Here is a 21,554-nt window from a genome sequence, read left to right as displayed (position 1 = left end):
TTCGCATCTTGATAGTGGGCAACCATTCGGGTTGCACTTTTACGGTGGAGCATACGAATACACTATGGCTACGACGACGCTTGGGGTCAAGGTAGATGAATCATTGCGCGAACGCCTGCGCGTAGCGGCAACGCGTCTCGGATGCACGCCGCATTGGCTGCACAAGCAGGCGCTTTATGCCTACATCGATGCGATCGAGCGCGGGCAGTTGCCTGCCGAAATTTCGTACTTTGATACGGATGCGTCGGATGCTGGTCAAGAAGTTGCCGCGCCCGATGTCTCTCCTCCCTTTTATGAGTTTGTCCAGGATGTTCAGCCTCAGTCTGTGCTGCGTGCTGCCATCACGTCCGCCTATCGCCGGCCTGAAACAGAGTGTCTCCCGCTCCTGATCGACAAGGCACGCAATGCGCAACCCAAAGATGTCCATGCGCTCGCGAGCAAATTGGTGCAGACTGTGCGGGGCAAGCGCAAGAGCGGCGTGGTGGAAAGCCTGATTCAGGAATTTTCCTTGTCCAGCCAGGAAGGTGTTGCGCTGATGTGCCTGGCAGAGGCATTGTTGCGCATTCCAGATAGAGCGACACGGGATGCGTTGATCCGCGACAAGATCGCGCAAGGCGACTGGCGGTCCCACATGGGCGAGTCCTCATCCCTGTTCGTCAATGCGGCAACCTGGGGGCTTTTGGTCACCGGACGGCTGGTCGCTGTCAACAGCGAGCAATCTTTGTCACGCGCCCTGACACGCATGATAGGAAAGGGCGGAGAGCCGCTGATACGCAAGGGCGTCAATATCGCGATGCGCATGATGGGCGAGCAGTTTGTGGCAGGCCAGACAATTTCATCGGCCTTGGCAAACAGCCGCAAGCATGAAGAGAAGGGCTTTCGCTACTCTTACGATATGCTGGGCGAGGCGGCCACCACGGCGGCGGATGCGCAGCGTTATTACAATGCTTATGAGCAGTCCATCCATGCGATTGGCAAGGCGGCGCAACGTCGCGGCATTTACGAAGGTCCGGGCATTTCCATCAAGCTGTCGGCGCTGCATCCGCGTTATTCGCGTGCGCAGCGCGACCGCGCCATGGCAGAATTGTTGCCGCGTCTGCTTGAACTGACCCGATTGGCCCGTCATTACGACATCGGTCTGAACATTGACGCCGAAGAAGCCGACCGACTGGAGTTGTCACTGGATCTGCTTGAGGCGCTGTGTTTTGATGCTGACCTGGCAGGCTGGAACGGTATTGGATTCGTGGTGCAGGCCTACCAGAAACGCGCACCCTTTGTGATCGACTACTTGATTGATCTGGCTGCGCGCAGCAGGCATCGCATCATGGTTCGCCTGGTCAAAGGCGCGTACTGGGATACCGAAATCAAGCGGGCGCAGGTCGACGGCCTGGAAGGCTATCCCGTGTTCACCCGTAAAATCCATACGGATGTTTCCTACCTGGCCTGCGCCCGAAAACTGCTGGCCGCGCCTCAGGCAGTCTATCCGCAATTTGCCACGCATAACGCCCACACATTGGCTTCGATCTTTTATATGGCCGGAGAAAACTACTACCCGGGCCAATACGAATTCCAGTGTCTGCATGGCATGGGTGAATCGCTGTACGAGCATGTGACCGGGCCTGTGTCGGATGGCGGGCTGAACCGTCCGTGCCGCATCTACGCACCGGTGGGTTCCCACGAAACCCTGTTGGCCTATCTTGTGCGCCGCCTGCTCGAGAATGGCGCCAATACCTCGTTCGTCAACCAGATTGGCGACGAGGACATTTCCGTGGATACCTTGATTGCCGATCCGGTCGCCGCGGCGGAACGTGTAGAGCCACTGGGCGCACCGCACGACAAAATACCGCTGCCTCGTGGCTTGTATCTGCAAGCGGACGGCCGGGAAAACTCTGCCGGCATAGACTTGAGCAACGAGCATCGCCTGGGCTCACTGGCGTCCGCATTGCTCGGTGGCACGTCACAGGCCTGGCATGCCATGCCTATGCTCGCCGAACAAAAGGTTGACTGGCAGCAAGACAAGGCTCAATCCGTACGCAATCCGGCCAATCACCGCGACGTCGTGGGGCACGTGATTGAAGCCAGCGATGCGGACGTCAGCAATGCGCTGAATGCAGCCGCGCACGCAGCCCCTATTTGGGCAGCCACGCCGGTGGCCGATCGGGCGCGCTGTCTGCTGCGCACCGCCCAAATACTGGAAGATGAGATGCAGCTGTTGCTGGGGCTCATCGTGCGCGAGGCTGGCAAATCACTGCCCAATGCGATCGCCGAGGTGCGTGAAGCGGTGGATTTCCTGCGTTACTACGCCGGGCAGATCGAGCGCGATTTTTCCAACGACAGCCACCGGCCGCTTGGCCCGGTGCTGTGCATCAGCCCCTGGAATTTTCCCTTGGCCATTTTTACCGGGCAGGTGTCGGCTGCCTTGGCGGCCGGCAATACCGTGCTGGCCAAACCCGCAGAGCAGACATGTTTGATTGCCGCTGCAGCCGTGTCGGCCATGCATCGGGCAGGCATCCCTGCTGGCGCTGTGCAACTGTTGCCGGGGCGGGGGGAGACCGTGGGGGCTGCCCTGGTGGCCAGTCCGATTGTGCGTGGTGTGCTGTTTACCGGATCGACCAGTGTTGCGCATCTGATCTCTCGTCAACTGGCCGAGCGGCTCGACGACTCGGGACGCCCCATTCCTTTGATTGCGGAAACCGGCGGGTTAAACGCCATGATTGTGGATTCCTCCGCGCTTGCGGAGCAGGTCGTCGCCGATGTGCTGGCGTCTGCATTCGACTCGGCGGGACAGCGCTGTTCTGCATTGCGCTTGTTGTGCGTTCAGGAGGATTGCGCCGACCACGTGCTCGAGATGTTGCGCGGCGCACTGCAGGAGCTTCGCGTCGGAAACCCTGATCGGCTGAGCACCGATGTGGGGCCGGTGATTGACGCGGAGGCTTTGGCAGGCATACAAAGCCATATACAATCCATGCGCGACGCGGGACATCCTGTGGATCAGGTGGCGCTGGGCGAGGAATGTCGCCACGGCACCTTCGTGGCGCCAACCCTGATCGAACTCGATCAGCCGCAGCAACTCAAGAAAGAGGTGTTTGGCCCTGTGCTACATATTGTGCGCTATCGCCGAGACAGCCTGGATCAGATCATCGATGCAATCAATGCCTCGGGTTATGGATTGACGTTCGGTGTGCACACGCGTCTGGATGAAACGGTTGCGAGAGTATCCGAACGCATTCACGCCGGGAATATCTACGTCAACAGAAATGTTGTCGGTGCGGTCGTGGGTGTGCAGCCTTTTGGCGGGGAGGGCCTGTCGGGCACGGGCCCCAAGGCGGGCGGGCCCTTGTATTTGCTGCGCCTGCTAAGCAGGCATCCAGATGGCCTGCCGGCTGGCATTGCGGCCAACGGTGAGCCGGCCGCGTCCATTGCGCTGCCCGGTCCCACCGGAGAGAACAATCTGTACAGGACGGCGCCACGCGGCAGCGTCTTGTGCATCGCGGCCACACAGGCAGGTATGCGCGCCCAGTATGAGGCCTGCGCCAGCACGAAAAATGTGATGAAGCTTCTGGATACAGGCGCCGCGCGCGGTTGGGTGGCAAGTCTTGGCGATGTTGCGCGCGAGCAGGTGCAATGGGTGGCCGAAGACGACATCGCGTCAGGCGACTATCAAGCCGTCCTGTTCGAGGGCGATGGCGATGCGCTGGGCGAACTCAATCGCACGGTAGCCGCGCGGCCAGGGCCGATTGTTTCTGTGCAGGGATTGACCAGCGAAGATATTGCCGCAGGCCAGACGTACAGGATGGAGCGTCTGTTGCGTGAGGTTTCGGTCAGCATCAACACAACGGCGGCAGGCGGGAATGCCAGCCTCATGATGATAGGCTGAGCAGCTTGCTGAAAGCCGGGGGGCAGAAGCTAGGACTCAGGCAGTTGTTTCAAGATAAGGGATCACGCTTTATCTGCAGTACCTTTGTTGCGATTGTGAGCAAACAGCTCACATCGCAACAAAATTTTCAAACAACATAACGGAGATTCTTATGCAATCCACCACTGGATTCAAGCTCATGGCCGCAGCGGCGGCCATTGCAACTGGCCTGATTGCTGGCGCAGCAAGCGCCGCGGATACGGAGGTCGTCCGCCTCGGTTTTGCCGCGCCACTGACTGGCCCGCAATCTCACTATGGCGAGGACATGAAGAATGGCCTCACGCTGGCGCTCGAAGAGGCCAACACGCAGAATATCCAGCTCGACGGCAAGACAGCCAAGTTTGAGCTGGTCTCACGCGACGATCAGGCCGACCCCCGTACAGCGGTACAGGTAGCCCAGCAAATCGTGGACGACGGCGTGAGCGGCGTGCTTGGGCACTTCAACTCGGGCACGACCATTCCCGCCTCGCGCGTGTACAACGATGCAGGCCTGCCGCAAATTGCCATGGCGACCTCGCCCGAGTACACGCAGCAGGGCTACGACACGACCTTTCGCATGATGACCAGCGATACGCAGCAAGGCGCAGCCGATGGCGAATTTATCGTCAAAGACCTGGGCGCCAAAAGAATTGCGCTGATCGATGATCGCACCGCCTACGGCCAGGGGCTGGCCGATCAGGTGGCCAATGCCGTCAAGGCGAACGGCGGCGAAATCATTGCCCGCGAATACACGACGGACAAGGCCAACGATTTCACAGCCATTCTCACCAACATCAAAGAGAAAAAGCCAGATGCCATTTTCTTTGGCGGTCTGGATGCGCAATCAGGTCCGATGCGTCGGCAGATGGTCAGGCTGGGCATCGATGCGCCACTGGTCTCGGGCGAGATGACGCGCAGCGAGACTTTCCTGAAACTCGCCGGCGACGCTGCCAATGGTACATACGCCTCGCTGGCCGGCGTGCCGCTCAAGCAAATGGCCAAGGGCGAAGCATTCGAGTCCGCCTACAAGGCCCGCTTCAAACAGAATCCTGGCGTCTACGCGCCATATGCTTATGACGGCGCCTGGAACATGATCACCGCCATGAAGGAAGCCGGCTCGGCCAAGCCGGAAAAATACTTGCCCAAACTCGCATCGCTGGAACGCTCGGGCGCGACGAGTGACAACGTTGCCTATGACGAGAATGGCGATCTGAAAGAGATCTCGGTCACCATCTATGAAGTCAAGGATGGCAAATGGGAAATGGTCAAGACCATGGTGAGCAGCGCCAACTGACAGGGTGCTTTCTATTACGGGCCGGCTGGGGCCGGCCCACTCACCGGGTCATAAGTTATGGACATCCTATTACAACAGCTAATTAATGGCATTACCGTAGGCAGTGTGTATGCGCTGGTCGCCCTGGGCTATACCATGGTCTATGGAATCATAGGGCTGATCAACTTCGCGCACGGGGATGTTGTCATGATCGGCGCCATGCTTGCCACAACGCTGGTTGTCAGTTTTGTCGGCGGTGACGCGGGCGCCATGCCAGCCTGGATGGCAGTCGGGGCGGCGCTGTTGCTGTCCATCCCTGCCTGCATGGCGGTGGGTTGGATTGCAGAACGCTATGCGTATCGGCCTTTACGCCGCGCACCGCGACTGGCGGCGCTGATTACGGCAATCGGGGTGTCCATCATCATCCAGAATCTGGCCATGATGATATGGGGGCGCAACTATCTGAGCTTTCCGCATATCATCGAGCCGGATATTTTCCAGATGGGGGGCGCCCGCATCAGCTTGTTGCAGATCATCATCATTCTGTCTGCCACAGGCATTATGGCGGGGTTGCTGCTTGTCGTGCATCGTACCCGTTTGGGTACGGCCATGCGCGCCACGGCGCAGAACCGTGAAGTGGCGGGCCTGATGGGCGTCAACATCAATACCGTGATTTCCGCCGCCTTCCTGATCGGCTCTGCGCTGGCGGCCGTTGCCGGCGTCATGGTCACAACCTACTACGGGGTCGCGCAATACACCATGGGCTTTATGCTGGGGCTCAAGGCGTTTACCGCTGCAGTGCTGGGTGGCATCGGCAACCTGGGCGGCGCAATGCTGGGCGGCCTGTTGCTGGGCATCATCGAAGCGCTAGGGGCAGGGTATATCGGCGATCTCACCAACGGCGTTTTTGGCAGCAACTATCAGGATGTCTTTTCGTTCATTGTGCTGATACTTGTGTTGGTCTTCCGGCCGTCAGGCCTGATGGGTGAACGGGTAGGAGATCGCGCATGACTCATGACACGACAGAACGCCGCGGCACGCCAGCCAGGGTCTGGCTCGGAATTTTCCTGTTCGGTATTGTGCTGGCTGTCCTGCCTTTTCTGTTGGGCATGGCAGGGCAAAGCTGGATACGAACCCTCAATTTTGCGCTGATCTATGTCATGTTGGCGCTGGGGCTCAATATCGTGGTGGGTTTTGCGGGCCTGCTTGATCTGGGCTACATCGCGTTCTATGCAGTGGGCGCCTATGTATGGGCGCTGCTCGCCTCGCCCCATTTCGGGCTGCACCTGCCTTTCTGGATTGTGTTGCCGATCGGTGTAATGTTGGCGGCCCTGTTCGGCGCCTTGCTGGGTGCGCCCACGCTCAAACTTCGCGGAGATTACCTCGCCATTGTCACACTTGGCTTTGGGGAGATCGTCCGCATTTTTCTGAACAATCTGGATGCACCCATCAACATCACCAACGGGCCACAGGGTATCAATCGGGTGGATACTTTTTCCGTAGGGCAGTTCATGTTTGGACGAACCCAGGAGCTGTTCGGTTTCCGGATTACAGGCCCTGAAAAGTACTACTACCTGTTGCTACTGTTCGTGCTGGTGATCGTGGTCATGTGCGTACGGCTCCAGAATTCACGTATTGGCAGAGCCTGGGAAGCCGTGCGCGAAGATGAGATTGCCGCCAAGGCGATGGGCATCAACACACGCAATATCAAACTGCTTGCGTTCTCCATGGGCGCCAGCTTTGGCGGTGTCGCCGGGGCGATGTTCGCTTCGATGCAGGGCTTTGTCAGCCCCGAAAGCTTCAGCCTGAGCGAATCCATCATCGTGCTGTGCATGGTGGTGCTGGGCGGCATGGGCCATATCCCGGGCGTCATTCTTGGCGCCGTGTTGTTATCCGTATTTCCGGAACTGTTGCGAGCCATCGTCGTGCCCTTGCAGCAAACAGTGTTTGGCGAGGTATTGCTGGATCCCGAAGGCATACGCATGCTGATGTTTGGTTTCGCGCTCGTGCTGGTCATGATCTTCCGGCCTGCAGGCTTGTGGCCGTCGGCACTGCGACGCCGTGAGCTCGCCGGCACCAGCGAGGAGCAGGCATGAGCACACAACCTGCAACGGTCAACGCGGATGCCCGTTCCATGCCTGATCTGTTGCTGGTCGCCAGCAAGCTCAGCAAGCGATTCGGAGGCCTTCAAGCCCTGTCCGATGTGAGTTTTTCCATTTGCAAGGGGGACATCTATGGGCTGATCGGGCCCAATGGTGCGGGCAAGACGACACTCTTCAATGTGCTGACCAGCCTGTATATCCCGGAGTCCGGTACGTGCAACTTCATGGGGCATCAGCTTACGCGGCTCAAACCTCATGAGATCGCCATCGCGGGCATTGCCCGAACCTTTCAGAACATCCGGCTGTTCAGCAATTTGAGCGCGATAGAGAACGTGATGATAGGCCGACATATTCGCACGCACGCGGGCGTGTTCGGCGCGATCACGCGCAATCGCGCCACACGCGAGGAAGAGCGGGCGATTCAGCAACAGGCCCACGAACTGCTGGATTATGTCGGTATCGGGCACCGTGCCAACCATCTGGCAAGTGCGCTGCCGTATGGCGACCAGCGTCGTCTCGAGATCGCCCGTGCCTTGGCGACTGAGCCCTCGCTTCTGGCGCTGGACGAGCCCGCTGCCGGGATGAATGCATCAGAAACAATGGTGCTGCGCCGCCTTATAGAAAAAATCCGCGACGACGGCATTACAGTCCTGCTCATCGAACATGACATGAAGCTGGTCATGGGGCTTTGCAACCGCGTTCTGGTGCTGGACTATGGCAAGGTGCTGGCCGAAGGCAAGCCCGCGGATGTACAGCGAAACCCACGGGTGATCGAGGCCTATCTGGGCGCCGGGGCAGGGAATCACGCAACGGTTCCTGGCGGCGATGCTGCCGTGGCGCCCACTGGGTCTGCATCGGATGCGTCCAACGACGACAAGGAACTGCAATGAGTGCCAAGGAAACCTTGCTGGATGTACGCCAGCTGGAAGTGGCCTATGGCGGCATACGCGCCGTGCGTGGGCTCAATTTGCTGGTTGAAAAAGGAGAGCTCGTCAGTCTGATTGGCGCCAATGGCGCCGGCAAGAGCACGACGTTGCGCGCCGTATGCGGGCTGGTCCCGATGGCTGGTGGCGATATTCTTTACGATGGGGTATCGATAGCCGGCGGCCAGCCCTATCAACTGGTACGCAAGGGTCTGGTCATGGTGCCGGAAGGGCGCGGGATCTTTGGCCAACTCACGATTGCTGAAAACCTTGCCATGGGCGGCTACACACGCAAGGATCAGGCCGCCGTCAGGCGAGATACAGAGCATGTTTTCGAATTGTTCCCGCGTCTTGCCGAGCGTCGGCACCAGTCGGCAGGCACCTTGTCGGGTGGTGAGCAGCAGATGCTGGCAATGGGGCGGGCCATGATTTCCCGCCCGCGCCTCTTGTTGCTGGATGAGCCTTCGATGGGCCTGGCACCGCTCATGGTCGAAAAAATCTTTGAGGTTGTGCGTACCATCCACGCTGAAGGGGTCACCATTTTGCTGATCGAGCAAAATGCCAGGCTGGCGCTGGAAATCAGCCAGCGCGCGTATGTGATGGAGTCCGGGCAAATCATCCTCGAAGGGCCGTCTGCCGGCTTGCTGGACGATCCGAAAGTGAGAGCGGCTTACCTGGGCGAAGAAGAAGCGGTCTAAGCGCGGCCCGTGCTTCCGAAACCACCCGTGCCGCGGGTAGAGTCCGCAAACTCATCGACGATGTCGAATTCCACCTGCTGCACCGGTACGATAATCAGTTGCGCCAGTCTTTCCATGGGTTCCAGCACAAACGGTTCACTTCCGCGGTTCCATGCGGAAACCATCAGCGGGCCCTGGTAATCCGAATCGATCAGCCCTACGAGATTCCCAAGCACAATGCCGTGCTTATGTCCCAGCCCAGAGCGCGGCAGTATCATCGCCGCGTAGGCCGGATCCGCGATATGGATGGAGAGCCCGGTAGGCACGAGCTCTGTCGCGCCAGCCGCAAGGTGAAGCGGCTCATCCATGCAGGCCCGTAAATCCAACCCGGCCGAGCCGCTGGTGGCATAGGCGGGCAGGTAATCATTCATGCGGGGGTCAAGGATTTTCAGCGCTATCTTTCTCACGATTACAACTCTTTCAGTGTGTGGGTGAATGTGGTGGCGTGACCGGCGGCCCCCCATCAGGGTTCCTGGCTTTGTCGGCGCCTGCGTATCATTGCTCTGGCGACCCACACAGCCAACACGATGGAAAGCACACCTGCCAGCACAATGCCGAAATGGCTGTCGTCTACAGACTGCATGCCGCGTCCGGTCAGATAGCCGGGCAGCAGCATCAAGGGCAGCCATGCAATGGCCGAGGCAACGTTGGCCAGCAGGAAGCGAGATTGTCGCATCTTCATCATGCCCGCCAGGGTGGGTGTAATCGAACGCAAGGGTCCGAGAAAACGTCCGGCAAATACGGCCAGGGATCCGTGGCGCATGAACAGCAGCCGGGCGCGCGCCACGGCGCGGCGCTGCCGGTTCAGTGGCCAGGTGTGCAGCAGCGTGGGGCCCAGCCAGCGGCCGATAAAGTACGAGATGGCATCCCCAACGATTGCGCCCGCAATCCCCCAAAGCAACACAGGGGCGGCTTCCACCATGCCGCTGCCTATCAGACCACCCATGACCAGCATGACAACCGATGCAGGGATGATAATGCCGATGACCAGCAGGGATTCTCCCAGGGTCAGCAGCGCGAGCACCGGCCCCGCATAGTCGTGGTTGGCCTCGACAAAGGCCAACAAAGGATCAAGGTATTGGTTCATGAATAGGGTTTGTCAGGGTGCGTCGGCGCGTGGAAGCCTGGCGGCAATGGCCTGAACCAGTTGTCGCGCAGCCTGCAGCTTGGGTTGGGCGGGAAGCGATTCTTCACCCTTGTCGTCAAAGAGAACAAGCGCGGTGTCATCGGCATCCATGGCCATCTGCGCGAGATTGCCCACGAGCAGGGGTACGCCTTTGCGCTGGCGTTTTGCCTGGGCATGCTCCCTGAGTTTGTCGGTTTCTGCCGCAAAGCCAACACACCAGGGGCCGTTCGGCATGGCGGCCACTTCGGCAAGGATATCGGGGTTGGGAGCGAACTCGAGGGCAGGGGCTTGGCCAGCCTGCTTCTTGAGTTTGTGCGTGCTGGCGTTGGCGACATGCCAGTCGGCCACCGCGGCAACCGAGATGAAGATATCGGCTGCCTGGACTTCATTCATTACCGCCGTGTGCATTTGCCGGGCGCTTCGGACCGCAATGCACGGCATGCCAAAAGGGGGCGGCAGTGCGGTGGGGCCGGAGATCAACACAACGTCGGCACCCGCTTCGCGAGCAGCCCGAGCGATGGCATAGCCCATTTTTCCGGAGGAGCGGTTCGTAATCACGCGTACCGGATCGATGTCTTCGGAGGTTGGCCCCGCTGTGACGACGATGCGCTTGCCGGCAAGCCGCTTGGGTTGGAAAAAGGCAATGAGTTCTTCGAGTAACTCCAGCGGCTCGAGCATGCGGCCGCTGCCGGTTTCTCCGCAGGCCTGGTCGCCTTCCGCCGGCCCCAGCAGGGTGACGCCATCGGACTTCAATAGCGCCACATTGCGTTGCGTGGCGGGATGCAGCCACATTTCACGGTTCATGGCAGGTGCGACCAGCAAGGGACACAGCCCTTTGGCAAGGCAGAGCGTGGACAGCAGGTCGTCGGCCATGCCGTGGGCCAGTTTGGCGAGGAAATCAGTGCTGGCGGGCGCGACGACGATGGCATCTGCGCCACGCGTCAGATTGATGTGCGCCATATTGTTGGGTACGCGATTGTCCCATGTGTCCAGAAAGACTGGCCGCCCGGACAGCGCCTGCATGGTGACCGGGGTGATGAAGCGAGTGGCGGCGTCGGTCATGACAACATCTACCGTCACCCCCTCATCCTGGGCGCGACGCAGGAATTCGGCCACCTTGTAGCAGGCTATGCCGCCGGTGAGTCCCAATACAATACGTTTATTTGCGAGTTCCGCCATGTAAACATGCGCCTCGAGCGCAGGAAAAGTCAGGATTATGTGGGTGCGTTGCGGCGTTCGCGTCGCATGCGCAGGAGTTCGTCAAGCACCAGCAGGATAGCGCCGCAGCTTATGGCAATATCCGCGATGTTGAATGCGGGAAAATACCACTCACGCCAATAAAATAACAGAAAATCAATAACATGGCCGTGCAGGATGCGGTCAATCAGGTTGCCGACGGCGCCGCCCAGGATGCACGACAGCGACGCGCAGAAAAGCAACTGGCCGGGATTGCGGCGCAGCAAATGCAGGATAAGCCCCGTTGCAACCAGGGCAATTGCAGTGAAGAGCCAGCGTTGCCAGCCTTCTCCGCCCGCCAGAAAGCTGAATGCCGCACCTGGATTGTAAAGCAGCGTAAAGTCAAAAAACGGCAATACGTGCCAGCGCTCACCGTAGGCCAGTGTAGAGTCGAAATAGACTTTTACCACTTGATCCAGAATGATGATGATCAGCGCGCAGAGCAGCCATCCCAGAAAAAGCCGCGTTCTGCGTTGCGAGCCGGCAGATCCCGACGGCGTTGAATCCCGTTGCATCCCCTGCGCCGCCGTGTTGCGGGATGCTCGGGACGGCGCAGACAACGTGTCTCGATCGTGTTCGGTCTCAGGCATACTGGCGCGGCTCACCTTGTCCGAAGAGGTTTTCGACACAGCGCCCGCAGAGTGTCGGGTGTTCTTTGTCGACGCCGACATCCGCGCGATGATGCCAGCAACGCTCGCATTTCTGGGCCTGGGTTGGATGAACATCAATCCGCAACGCCCCAACGGCACGATGCACCGTCGCACGCGACACAATCAGAACGAACCGCAGGTCGTCTTCGAGGCTGGCAAGCAGGTCGAAGTCGTCGCCATTGGCATGAATATCGATTTCGGCGGCCAGTGACGAACCAATATCACCTCGTGTACGGACCTCTTCGATGCGGCGCATGGCTTCCGCCCGGATTTCACGCAAACGTTTCCATTTGGCTGTCAGGGGCTGATTGTCCCGCAGCGGGGGCAACTCGTGGAAAAGCTCCGTGAAAATCGTAGTGATTTCTTTACCGGGATGAAGGTTTTTCCAGGCTTCCTCGGCAGTGAAGGAAAGCACCGGTGCCATCAGCTTGAGCAGGCTATGCGTGATGTGATGGATAGCGGTTTGCGCGGAGCGCCGCGCCACGCTGGTTTTACCTGCGGTGTAAAGCCTATCCTTCAGCACGTCCAGATAGAAGGCGCCCAGATCTTCTGAACAGAAGATCTGCAGACGTGCGACGGCGGGATGAAATTCGTAGCGCGAGAAGCAATCGAGGACCTCTGCCTGCATTTCTGCCGTCATGCAGATCGCGTAGCGATCTATCTCGAGCAGGTCTTCAATCGCGATGGCATCTTGGTCCGGGTTGAAATCATGCAGATTGCCCAGCAGGAACTTGAGGGTATTGCGAATGCGCCGATACCCCTCGACCACTCGTTTGAGAATTTCGTCGGAAATGGAAAGCTCGCCGGAATAATCGGTGGACGCGGTCCAGAGCCGCAGGATCTCCGCTCCGAGGGAATCCGAAACCTTTTGTGGTGCGATCACATTGCCAACCGATTTGCTCATCTTGCGGCCTTGTCCATCCACGACAAACCCGTGAGTCAGCAATGCCTTGTAGGGAGGGCGTCCGTAGAGCATGCAACTGGTGAGCAGCGAGGAATGAAACCAGCCGCGATGCTGATCCGATCCTTCCAGGTAGAGGTCGGCCGGCCATTGCAGCGCATCGGCATGCGAACCATGCAGATCATGGTTCTTGCCGCCCAGTACGGTGGCGTGTGTGCTGCCGGAATCAAACCATACATCCAGCGTGTCGCGGTTCTTTTCGTACTGGCCGGCCTCATCGCCGAGCAACTCTGCTGGATCCAGCGATTGCCAGGCTTCGATGCCGTGCTGTTCGACGCGCTGGGCAACCGCTTCGAGCAGCTCCACTGTGCGCGGGTGCAGTTCCCCAGTTTCTTTATGCACGAAAAAGGCCATGGGTACACCCCACTGGCGCTGGCGCGACAGCGTCCAGTCAGGACGGTTCGCAATCATGGCATGCAGGCGTGCGCGGCCCCAGGCGGGATAGAACGCGGTGTTGTCCACGCCTTCGAGTGCGGTCTCGCGCAGTGTGCGCTCGCCGGTTACCGGCTCGCGATCCATGCCTGCGAACCACTGGCTGGTTGCGCGATAAATGACGGGGGTTTTATGGCGCCAGCAATGCATATAGCTGTGCGCGACCATTTCGGTGTGCAGCAGGTTGCCTGCAAGCTTGAGGGCTTCGACGATGAGCGGGTTGGCCTTCCAGATGTTGAGCCCACCAAAAAGAGGCAGACTGTCGACATAGCGGCCATCGCCCATGACGGGGTTGATGATGTCATCGTCCTGCAATCCATGCTGTTTGCAGGAAATAAAGTCTTCGACCCCATAGGCGGGTGCCGAATGCACAACGCCGGTTCCGGTATCCAGCGTGACGTAATCGCCGAGGTAGACAGGCGACAGGCGGCGGTACCCCTCGTGCGCGTCGTACAACGGATGCTTGAATTCGAGCCCTGACAGGGCTTCGCCCTTGACGGTTGCAATCACCTGGCCAGAGAGCTTCCATTCTTCAAGGCAAGGCTTGACGCGCTCTGTGGCGAGCAGCAGCAACGAGCCTGTGGCGCGGGGCTGGTCGAGCCTGACCAATGAGTAATCATGCTCGGGATGCAGGTTGAGTGCCTGGTTGGCCGGGATGGTCCAGGGGGTTGTCGTCCAGATGGCGATCGCGCCATCGTCAACCTCCGGCAGGCCGAATACCTCGGCCAGCCTTGTCTTGTCGCCAAAGCCGAAGGCAGTGTGGATGGAGGGATCCTTGCGATCCGCGTACTCGACTTCGGCTTCGGCCAGCGCGGAGCCGCAGTCAAAACACCAATTGACCGGCTTGAGGCCACGGAAGACGAATCCTTTTTCAATGATGCGTGCCAGCACACGCAGCTCGTCGGCCTCGTTGCTGTAATTCATGGTGAGATAGGGACGTTCCCAGTCCGCCAAGACGCCCAGGCGCTTGAAATCCTTGCGCTGGCGGTCGATCTGCTCGAGCGCGTATGCGCGTGCCTTGGATTGGACTTCCGCAACGGGCAGGTGCTTGCCGTATTTTTTTTCGATCTGGATTTCGATCGGCATGCCATGGCAATCCCAGCCCGGCACATAGACAGCATCATAGCCTGCCATATTGCGGCTCTTGACGATGATGTCCTTCAACACCTTGTTCACGGCATGACCAATGTGAATGTCGCCATTCGCATAAGGCGGCCCATCATGCAGCACGAACTTTGTGCGCCCCTTGCTTGCCGCGCGAATGGCGGCATATACCTTGTTTTCTTCCCATTCGGCTATCCAGCCGGGTTCGCGTTTGGCGAGATCTCCCCGCATGGGAAAAGGGGTGTCAGGCAGGTTCAGGGTGTTTCTATAGTCCATGGAGGGCGAAATAGTCGCGAGCGCTTTGCGCATCGTTGTCGATGGCGGCGATCATTGTGGGAAGGTCAGGGAATTTCTCTTCGTCCCGCAGGTACTCGAGAAATTCAATAGACGTGAGTTTACCGTAAGCGTCCAGCTGGCAGTCGAACAAATGGGTCTCCAGCATCAGGCGCCCGTCGTGCATCACGGTGGGGCGCACGCCCAGGCTGGCTACGCCATTGATAGGGCTGGATCCCAGGCCGTGGGCGCGCACCACGTATACGCCCGAACGCAGTGCGCAACGGGCGGGGGCCCTGAGATTGAGGGTCGGGTAGCCTATGCTGCGGCCCAGTTTCTGGCCATGGATGACATGGCCGGTGATGCGGTACCGATGCCCCAGCAGATGTTCGGCATGGCGCAACTGGCCCACGGCAAGCGCTGTGCGCAGCTCCGAGCTCGAAATCCGGTGGCCATGATCATCTTCGATATCGGCAATGGTTTCCACCTCGAAACCAAAGCGCTGGCCGGCGGCGCGCAGCAGTGCGATGTCGCCGCTGCGCTTGTGGCCGTAACGAAAGTCCTCGCCGACCAGCAGCCAGCGTGTCGCCAGGCCGCGAACCAGCAATTGCGCGATGAAGTCTTCAGCAGACATGTCGGCCAGACGCTGGTTGAAGCGTTCCAGCGCGATCTGGCTGATCCCATGCGAAGCGAGGTCCGTCAGCTTGTCCCGAAGGCTGCTGACCTGGGTGGGGATCAGTTCAGGCCGTTGGCCACGCTGGGCGAAGTAGGCACGGGGATGCGGGTCGAAGGTCATGACCGTCGGCGCCAGCCCCCGCTTGCCGGCCTCGTCGCGTACGCGATGCAGGATCGCCTGGTGTCCGCGATGGACGCCGTCAAAATTGCCGATGGTCACGGCACTGGGACAGGACGTGTTGTATCGGGGCAGGGTGCGGTAGATGGTCAAAGGGCTATTCACAGCCGAGAGTTTACAATTTTGTCTTGATTTACTCAGGAAATATCGTCTTGGACGCTCAAATTAATCCCGGTTGCCGCCTTGTGGTGCTTATTTCAGGCCGGGGATCCAATATGCAAGCCATCGTCAATACGGTGAACACGGCCCGACGTCAGGGGTGTGCAGCGCAGGTCTGCGCTGTTGTCTCCAACAAGGCCGATGCGCCCGGGTTGGCCTGGGCGCGGGCGCATGATATCGAAACGGTTGTCGTGCCGCACAGGGACTATACAACGCGTGAGGCATTCGATGCGGCGCTGGCCGACACGATCGAGGCAAGGCAGCCGGACTATGTCTTGCTCGCCGGGTTCATGCGGGTGCTGACGCCAGGTTTTGTCGAGCAGTTCAATGGCCGCCTCATCAACATACATCCCTCGCTGTTGCCCGCCTTTCCAGGGCTGCACACGCATCAGCAGGCGCTGGCCACCGGGGTGCAATGGCATGGCTGCACTGTACACTTTGTTACGCCGGTGCTGGATCACGGCCCCATCGTGGCGCAAGGCATGGTGCCCGTGCTTGCCCAGGATACGCCGGACAAGCTCGCCGAACGCCTGTTGCGGGTCGAGCACCGCCTTTACACAGACGTGGTACGCTGGCTGATCGAGGGCAGGGTTGAACTGGATGCCATGCAGCGCGTCCGCGTTCGCGATGTCGCCAGCCGCGCCTTCGTTCTCACGCCTGCGGGCGTTGTTTCATCGGAAGAATTTCAATGAGTGATAAACAGCAGTCCCGCAAGGGCGGAGCCCGTTCGGGCGAGGCAGGCGCTGCGCGCGGGAACAGGCAGGCGCATTCTGGCCGGCCGGCGGGCCCCCAGAGGGGTACCGGGTCAAATAGCAGGCAGGTGAACCGTCGCCAGGGCAATGACGCCGAAAAAGCGCCAGCCAGTCGGCCGTATAACGTGGGTGCGGCGCGTATTGAGCAGGTGCGCAGTGTGCTGGGCGAAGCGCTTCAGTGGGAATACCCTGCCGATGCGGTGTTGTCACACTGGTTCAGGGCGCATCCCAAGTTGGGGATGCGTGACCGCGGCGAAGTGGCCGAAGCCGTTTTTGATGTGTTGCGCCATCTACGGCGCTATCGGCAATATGCCGAAAGCGGATTTGGCCCTGCCGCCCGGCGCCTGGCGGTATTGGGTCTGGCGTCCGTCCTGGAGCGCACCGTCCTGGATGCTGGCCTGGAAGAAAACGAGCGGCAATGGCTGGATCATGTCCTCAGCATCGATACCGGGAGCCTGCCGCGTCCCATACGGCACAGCGTGCCGGATTGGCTGGATGAGCGGTTGTCGACGCTGGAAGACAGCGACAGCCTGATTGCTGCGCTTAACCAACCCGCCTCACTGGATATCAGGGTGAACCCGTTCAAGGCGGAGAGGGACGATATCCTCGCTCAGCTTCGGGAGGGGCCTGCCGCCCGTTACGACCCGCAACCCACGCTTTATTCACCCTGGGGTATCCGCCTGAAGGGGCGGCCTGCCATCAATCGCTGGCCCCAGTTCGAAAAAGGCCTGATCGAAGTACAGGACGAAGGCAGCCAGATATTGTCAGCGCTGGTGGCCCCCAAGCGCGGCGAAATGATTATCGACTATTGTGCCGGCGCGGGCGGCAAGACGTTGCTGATCGGTGCCTTGATGCGATCCACGGGGCGCTTGTATGCGTTCGATGTGTCTGCCGCGCGCCTTGCCCGCGCCAAGCCGCGCTTTGCGCGCAGCGGGCTGTCCAACATTGTTCCCGTTGTCATCGACCCGGACAATGACCAGCGCGTCAAGCGACTGCGTGGCAAGGCGCATCGCGTATTGGTGGATGCGCCTTGCAGCGGTTTGGGCACGCTGCGTCGCAATCCCGACCTGAAGTGGCGGCAGCATCCGGGTTCGCTCGACACCTTGCGCGATACCCAGACCAGCATTTTGCGGCAGGCAGCGGCTTGTGTCGCGCCGGGCGGCAAGCTGATTTATGCTACCTGCAGCATCCTGCCCGAAGAGAACGAAGTGCAGGTAGAGCGATTTTTAAAAGAAAATCCCGGCTTTATTCAGCTTGATGCGTGCAAAATAGCAACAGATCGTTGTAAAAAACTAACGCTCGAAGGTCCGTTCCTCAGGATGCGTCCCGATCTCCATGGCACAGATGGATTTTTTGCTGCAGTTCTTGAGCGATTACCGTTACAACCTTGATTTATATTAAAACTAATTTGAAATTTCCCTGTCATAAGAGAGGCAAGTGGGCTAAACTTTTCTAGTCATAACATGAGGCCTTTAAAAGGTTTATGAACCAAATACTTAATTTCGTGGCTGGCGGCATTCTCCACCTTTCGTGGTGGCAGCTTGTTGTGGTCGCATTAGTGCTTACCCACATCACGATCGCCGCGGTAACTATATTCCTGCACCGCAGCCAGGCGCATCGCGGGCTCGACCTGCATCCCATCGTCATGCATTTCTTCCGGTTCTGGCTGTGGCTCACCACGGGCATGGTCACGAAGGAGTGGGTAGCCATTCATCGCAAGCATCACGCCAAGGTGGAGCGCGAAGGGGATCCTCATTCGCCCATGGTCTTTGGGCTGAGCAAGGTATTCTTTCGCGGCGCCGAACTCTATCGCGACGAAGCCACCAATCCCGAAACGCTCAAGCGCTATGGCCATGGCACGCCAGACGACTGGATGGAGCGCAACGTCTATACGCGCCACAGCCTGCTGGGCGTCCTGATCATGTTGGTGATCGACGTCGCCCTGTTTGGCGCCATTGGCCTGACGATCTGGGCCGTACAGATGGCATGGATTCCCTTCTGGGCGGCCGGTGTCGTCAACGGTCTGGGCCATGCATGGGGTTATCGCAACTATGCCAGCCCGGACACCAGCACCAACGTATCTCCATGGGGCATCATTATTGGCGGCGAAGAGCTGCACAATAACCACCATGCCTATGGCACGTCGGCCAAATTCTCCACCAAGTGGTATGAGTTCGACTTGGGCTGGTGCTATATCCAGATCCTGCGCGCATTGGGTCTGGCCAAGGTCAAGAAGCTGGCGCCCAAGCTCAAGCTTGAGCCTGCCAAGACGGCGGTGGATGCCAGCACGCTGCAAGGCGTGATCACGCATCGCTACGAGATCCTGGCCCGCTATGCCGACATGGTGCGTCATGCTGCGTCCGAGGAGCTTGCTCGGCTCAAGCCTACTCGTCAGAAAGGCAGCCCGAACTGCAATTACTCTGTATTGCGTCGCTGCAAGGGTTGGTTGTGCCGAAGCGACGATGCGCTCGAGCCCGAGCAGCGCGCAGAGGTTGATTCGGTTCTGGCGCATAACCAGTCGCTGTCTACCCTGGTGCAGATGCGTCGCGACCTGGCCCGGGTCTGGGAAAGCTCCAGTGCCAGTAGCGAGCAGCTGCTGGCCGATCTTCAAGCCTGGTGTCAGCGTGCCCAGCAAAGTGGCATTGAAAGCCTCGAGCAGTTCGCGTATCGGCTGCGCCGCTACGCGGCATGATAGAAAGTCTTAATCCGCAACAACAAGTCGCAGTAACGCTACCTCCCCAACATGCGCTGGTGCTCGCTGGCGCAGGTAGCGGCAAAACCAGGGTGCTTACCACCCGGATGGCCTGGCTGATTCAAACCAGTCAGGCGAGTCCCTACGGCCTGATGGCGGTCACGTTCACAAACAAGTCGGCGCGTGAGATGCTCACGCGCCTTTCTGCGTTGCTGCCCATCAACACGCGTGGAATGTGGGTGGGCACATTCCATGGCCTCTGCAACCGATTGTTGCGCGCCCATTACCGCGATGCAGGTCTTCCCCAGACCTTCCAGATCCTCGACAGTGCCGATCAATTGGCGGCCATCAAGCGCCTGATCAAGGGTGCAGGCATAGACAACGACAAGTTTCCGCCGCGCGATGTTCAGCGTTTCATCAATGGCGCCAAGGAAGAAGGCCTTCGGCCAGGCGATGTCGAGGCCTGGGATGCCTACCGGCGTCGCATGATTGACATTTATGTCCTCTATCAGGAGCAGTGCGAGCGCGAAGGCGTTGTAGACTTTGCCGAGCTGCTGCTGCGAGCCTATGAGCTGTTGCAGCGCAATGCGCCCATTCGCGAGCATTATCAGCGTCGCTTTCAGCATATCCTGGTGGATGAGTTTCAAGACACCAATGCGCTGCAGTATCGTTGGTTGAAGCTTTTGGCAGGCGACGGTGCAGCGGTGTTTGCGGTTGGCGACGACGATCAGTCCATCTATGCTTTCCGTGGCGCCAATGTCGGCAATATGGCCGATTTCGAACGCGATTACGCCCAAGGGAATGTCATCCGGCTTGAACAGAACTATCGTTCCTATGGCCATATTCTTGATTCGGCCAATGCGCTGATCGCTCACAATACGGCGCGTCTAGGCAAGAACCTCTGGACGGAGCAAGGCGAGGGCGAGCCTGTGCGTGTTGTCGAGCAGCCCTCGGATCAGCTCGAGGCGCAATGGATACTCGACGAGATCAAGGCGCTCATCAACGACGGGCGGCTGCGTCGCGAAATCGCTGTGCTATATCGCAGCAATGCACAGTCGCGCATTATCGAACATGCCTTGTTTTCTGCAGGGATACCCTACAAAGTCTACGGCGGCCTGCGTTTCTTTGAACGTCAGGAAGTCAAGCACGCGCTGGCTTATCTGCGTTTAATGGACAATCCGCACGATGACACGTCCTGGTTGCGCGTAGTCAATTTTCCTACACGCGGCATCGGCGCGCGTACGCTCGAACAACTGGCGGACGTTGCCCGGCAACAGAACACAAGCCTGTTTCGTGCCGTGCCATTGATGTCGGGAAAAGGGGGCAGCAATCTGGCCAAGTTTGCCGAACTGGTCCAGCAAATGGCGCATGAGGCCCAGATTCTGACACTTCCCGAAATGGTCGAGCACGTCATCCATCATAGCGGCTTGCTGGCGCATTATCAGAACGACAGGGAAGGGGCCGAACGTCTGGAAAACCTGCAGGAGTTGGTCAACGCCGCGGCGGCCTTTACAGCTGAGGAAAACTTCGACGGTTTGCCGGCAGGCAGAATACCCGACCCGAGCGGTTCTTTCGGTTCAGCTGCGAATGCGGCGGCCGGGAATATGCCGTTTACCGCCTCGGAGCGCTCGTCGGAGACAGCTCCCGCTATTGCAGCGATCTCGGCGTCCACAGGGCAGCCTGCGGTTGAAGTAGGCCCTATGTCTCCACTTGCAGCGTTCCTGACGCATGCCTCGCTGGAGGCGGGCGACAACCAGGCCCAGGCCGGGCAGGACGCCATACAGCTCATGACCGTGCATTCGGCCAAAGGGTTGGAGTTCGATTCCGTTTTCATCACAGGTGTCGAAGATGGATTGTTTCCCCATGAGAACAGCCTGCTTGAGGCGGCCGGGCTCGAAGAAGAACGCAGGCTCATGTATGTGGCCATTACCCGTGCCCGCGAGCGCCTGTATCTGACACTGGCCCAAAGCCGCATGCTGCATGGGCAAACACGCTATGCAATGCGCTCGCGATTTCTGGATGAAATCCCCGACGAACATCTTAAATGGCTCACGCCCAAGGAAGGCCGCACACCTGTTCGCGAGAACACCTGGAGCGGCGCATTTCGGCGTGGCGATGCCTACAATCGCCCTGATAGCGGAAGCATCGCGCCCCGCATGCCACGCATGCAAACCAGTGGCGTGATTGTCGGCGACAAGCAGTTCCGTATCGGCACGGGCGTGAGGCATCCCAAGTTCGGTGACGGTACAGTTATCGGACTGAGCGGCGCTGGCCAGGATGCCCAGGCCCAAATCCAGTTTCGCGACGTTGGCACTAAAACGCTGGCGCTGGGTGTGGCCAAGCTGGACGTGCTGGCCGGCTGACTCGGCTGATTTCGCCCGGCGCG

General features: G+C 59.3%; 16 protein-coding genes. 10 read left to right on the top strand and 6 right to left on the bottom strand.

Translation table 11 applies throughout. The features are described from left to right. Positions 1 to 64 precede the first annotated feature (64 nt). The 6 genes from putA (at position 65) to ERE07_RS11645 (ending at position 8,891) form a co-directional block, all read left to right on the top strand. Positions 65 to 3,877 carry a trifunctional transcriptional regulator/proline dehydrogenase/L-glutamate gamma-semialdehyde dehydrogenase gene (gene putA / locus ERE07_RS11670; RefSeq protein ID WP_130009006.1) on the top strand — a complete coding sequence of 1,271 codons (3,813 nt, stop codon included), beginning with the start codon at positions 65 to 67 and terminating at the stop codon, positions 3,875 to 3,877. A 151-nt stretch (positions 3,878 to 4,028) separates the two neighbouring features. Further along, positions 4,029 to 5,189, top strand: a complete 1,161-nt coding sequence (locus ERE07_RS11665) for a branched-chain amino acid ABC transporter substrate-binding protein (RefSeq protein ID WP_130009005.1) — start codon at positions 4,029 to 4,031, stop codon at positions 5,187 to 5,189. Positions 5,190 to 5,246: 57 nt separating this feature from the next. After that, positions 5,247 to 6,179, top strand: a complete 933-nt coding sequence (locus ERE07_RS11660; RefSeq protein WP_130009004.1) for a branched-chain amino acid ABC transporter permease — start codon at positions 5,247 to 5,249, stop codon at positions 6,177 to 6,179. Beyond that, entirely contained in the window at positions 6,176 to 7,264 is a 1,089-nt protein-coding gene (locus tag ERE07_RS11655; protein WP_130009003.1) for an ABC transporter permease subunit, read from the top strand. The genes ERE07_RS11660 and ERE07_RS11655 overlap by 4 nt, the downstream gene beginning before the upstream one ends. Next, entirely contained in the window at positions 7,261 to 8,160 is a 900-nt protein-coding gene (locus ERE07_RS11650; RefSeq protein WP_425330977.1) for an ABC transporter ATP-binding protein, read from the top strand. Before ERE07_RS11655 ends, ERE07_RS11650 begins: the two co-directional genes overlap by 4 nt. After that, complete coding sequence (locus ERE07_RS11645) at positions 8,157 to 8,891, top strand: ABC transporter ATP-binding protein (RefSeq protein WP_130009002.1); 735 nt, start codon at positions 8,157 to 8,159, stop codon at positions 8,889 to 8,891. The genes ERE07_RS11650 and ERE07_RS11645 overlap by 4 nt, the downstream gene beginning before the upstream one ends. Here the strand turns inward: ERE07_RS11645 and dut are convergent. The 6 genes from dut to ERE07_RS11615 all read right to left on the bottom strand — a co-directional run bounded on the left by dut (position 8,888) and on the right by ERE07_RS11615 (position 15,670). Then, on the bottom strand, positions 8,888 to 9,337 hold the full coding sequence (dut, locus tag ERE07_RS11640) for a dUTP diphosphatase (protein ID WP_130009001.1): 450 nt from the start codon (positions 9,335 to 9,337) through the stop codon (positions 8,888 to 8,890). The genes ERE07_RS11645 and dut overlap by 4 nt on opposite strands. Positions 9,338 to 9,393: 56 nt before the next feature. After that, positions 9,394 to 10,017 (bottom strand): DedA family protein, encoded by a 624-nt coding sequence (locus tag ERE07_RS11635; RefSeq protein ID WP_130009000.1) that lies wholly within the window; start codon positions 10,015 to 10,017, stop codon positions 9,394 to 9,396. A 12-nt stretch (positions 10,018 to 10,029) separates the two neighbouring features. Next, on the bottom strand, positions 10,030 to 11,235 hold the full coding sequence (coaBC, locus tag ERE07_RS11630) for a bifunctional phosphopantothenoylcysteine decarboxylase/phosphopantothenate--cysteine ligase CoaBC (protein ID WP_130008999.1): 1,206 nt from the start codon (positions 11,233 to 11,235) through the stop codon (positions 10,030 to 10,032). 35 nt (positions 11,236 to 11,270) lie between these two features. Next, complete coding sequence (gene lspA, locus ERE07_RS11625) at positions 11,271 to 11,807, bottom strand: signal peptidase II (protein ID WP_130009096.1); 537 nt, start codon at positions 11,805 to 11,807, stop codon at positions 11,271 to 11,273. A 67-nt stretch (positions 11,808 to 11,874) separates the two neighbouring features. Then, positions 11,875 to 14,715, bottom strand: coding sequence for an isoleucine--tRNA ligase (ileS, locus tag ERE07_RS11620; RefSeq protein WP_130009095.1), 2,841 nt, complete (start codon positions 14,713 to 14,715; stop codon positions 11,875 to 11,877). Continuing rightward, on the bottom strand, positions 14,705 to 15,670 hold the full coding sequence (locus ERE07_RS11615; protein WP_130008998.1) for a bifunctional riboflavin kinase/FAD synthetase: 966 nt from the start codon (positions 15,668 to 15,670) through the stop codon (positions 14,705 to 14,707). Before ERE07_RS11615 ends, ileS begins: the two co-directional genes overlap by 11 nt. Positions 15,671 to 15,717: 47 nt before the next feature. On the opposite strand from ERE07_RS11615, the gene purN reads away from it, so the two are divergent. The 4 genes from purN to ERE07_RS11595 all read left to right on the top strand — a co-directional run bounded on the left by purN (position 15,718) and on the right by ERE07_RS11595 (position 21,531). Beyond that, positions 15,718 to 16,416 carry a phosphoribosylglycinamide formyltransferase gene (gene purN, locus ERE07_RS11610; protein WP_130008997.1) on the top strand — a complete coding sequence of 233 codons (699 nt, stop codon included), beginning with the start codon at positions 15,718 to 15,720 and terminating at the stop codon, positions 16,414 to 16,416. A 218-nt stretch (positions 16,417 to 16,634) separates the two neighbouring features. Further along, positions 16,635 to 17,867, top strand: a complete 1,233-nt coding sequence (locus ERE07_RS11605) for an RsmB/NOP family class I SAM-dependent RNA methyltransferase (RefSeq protein WP_209021138.1) — start codon at positions 16,635 to 16,637, stop codon at positions 17,865 to 17,867. A gap of 92 nt (positions 17,868 to 17,959) precedes the next feature. Next, positions 17,960 to 19,168: a DesA family fatty acid desaturase gene (locus tag ERE07_RS11600; protein WP_130008995.1), complete on the top strand. Its 1,209-nt coding sequence runs from the start codon at positions 17,960 to 17,962 to the stop codon at positions 19,166 to 19,168. Continuing rightward, the gene (locus ERE07_RS11595) at positions 19,165 to 21,531 is read left to right on the top strand and encodes a UvrD-helicase domain-containing protein (protein WP_130008994.1); all 2,367 of its coding nucleotides are present in this window, start codon (positions 19,165 to 19,167) and stop codon (positions 21,529 to 21,531) included. The genes ERE07_RS11600 and ERE07_RS11595 overlap by 4 nt, the downstream gene beginning before the upstream one ends. Positions 21,532 to 21,554: the final 23 nt, after the last annotated feature.

Source organism: Allopusillimonas ginsengisoli, from assembly GCF_004153455.1.
GTDB classification, from domain to species: Bacteria; Pseudomonadota; Gammaproteobacteria; order Burkholderiales; family Burkholderiaceae_B; genus Allopusillimonas; species Allopusillimonas ginsengisoli.
The sequence above is the reverse complement of the archived record's forward strand: the minus strand, read 5'-3'. Positions and strand labels throughout refer to the sequence as shown.

Coding starts and splice junctions, on each gene's coding strand:
- putA (WP_130009006.1), top strand. CDS start 65: ATGGCTACGACGACGCTTGGGGTCAAGGTAGATGAATCATTGCGCGAA.
- ERE07_RS11665 (WP_130009005.1), top strand. CDS start 4,029: ATGCAATCCACCACTGGATTCAAGCTCATGGCCGCAGCGGCGGCCATT.
- ERE07_RS11660 (WP_130009004.1), top strand. CDS start 5,247: ATGGACATCCTATTACAACAGCTAATTAATGGCATTACCGTAGGCAGT.
- ERE07_RS11655 (WP_130009003.1), top strand. CDS start 6,176: ATGACTCATGACACGACAGAACGCCGCGGCACGCCAGCCAGGGTCTGG.
- ERE07_RS11650 (WP_425330977.1), top strand. CDS start 7,261: ATGAGCACACAACCTGCAACGGTCAACGCGGATGCCCGTTCCATGCCT.
- ERE07_RS11645 (WP_130009002.1), top strand. CDS start 8,157: ATGAGTGCCAAGGAAACCTTGCTGGATGTACGCCAGCTGGAAGTGGCC.
- ERE07_RS11635 (WP_130009000.1), bottom strand. CDS start 10,017: ATGAACCAATACCTTGATCCTTTGTTGGCCTTTGTCGAGGCCAACCAC.
- coaBC (WP_130008999.1), bottom strand. CDS start 11,235: ATGGCGGAACTCGCAAATAAACGTATTGTATTGGGACTCACCGGCGGC.
- lspA (WP_130009096.1), bottom strand. CDS start 11,807: ATGCAACGGGATTCAACGCCGTCGGGATCTGCCGGCTCGCAACGCAGA.
- ileS (WP_130009095.1), bottom strand. CDS start 14,715: ATGGACTATAGAAACACCCTGAACCTGCCTGACACCCCTTTTCCCATG.
- ERE07_RS11600 (WP_130008995.1), top strand. CDS start 17,960: ATGAACCAAATACTTAATTTCGTGGCTGGCGGCATTCTCCACCTTTCG.
- ERE07_RS11595 (WP_130008994.1), top strand. CDS start 19,165: ATGATAGAAAGTCTTAATCCGCAACAACAAGTCGCAGTAACGCTACCT.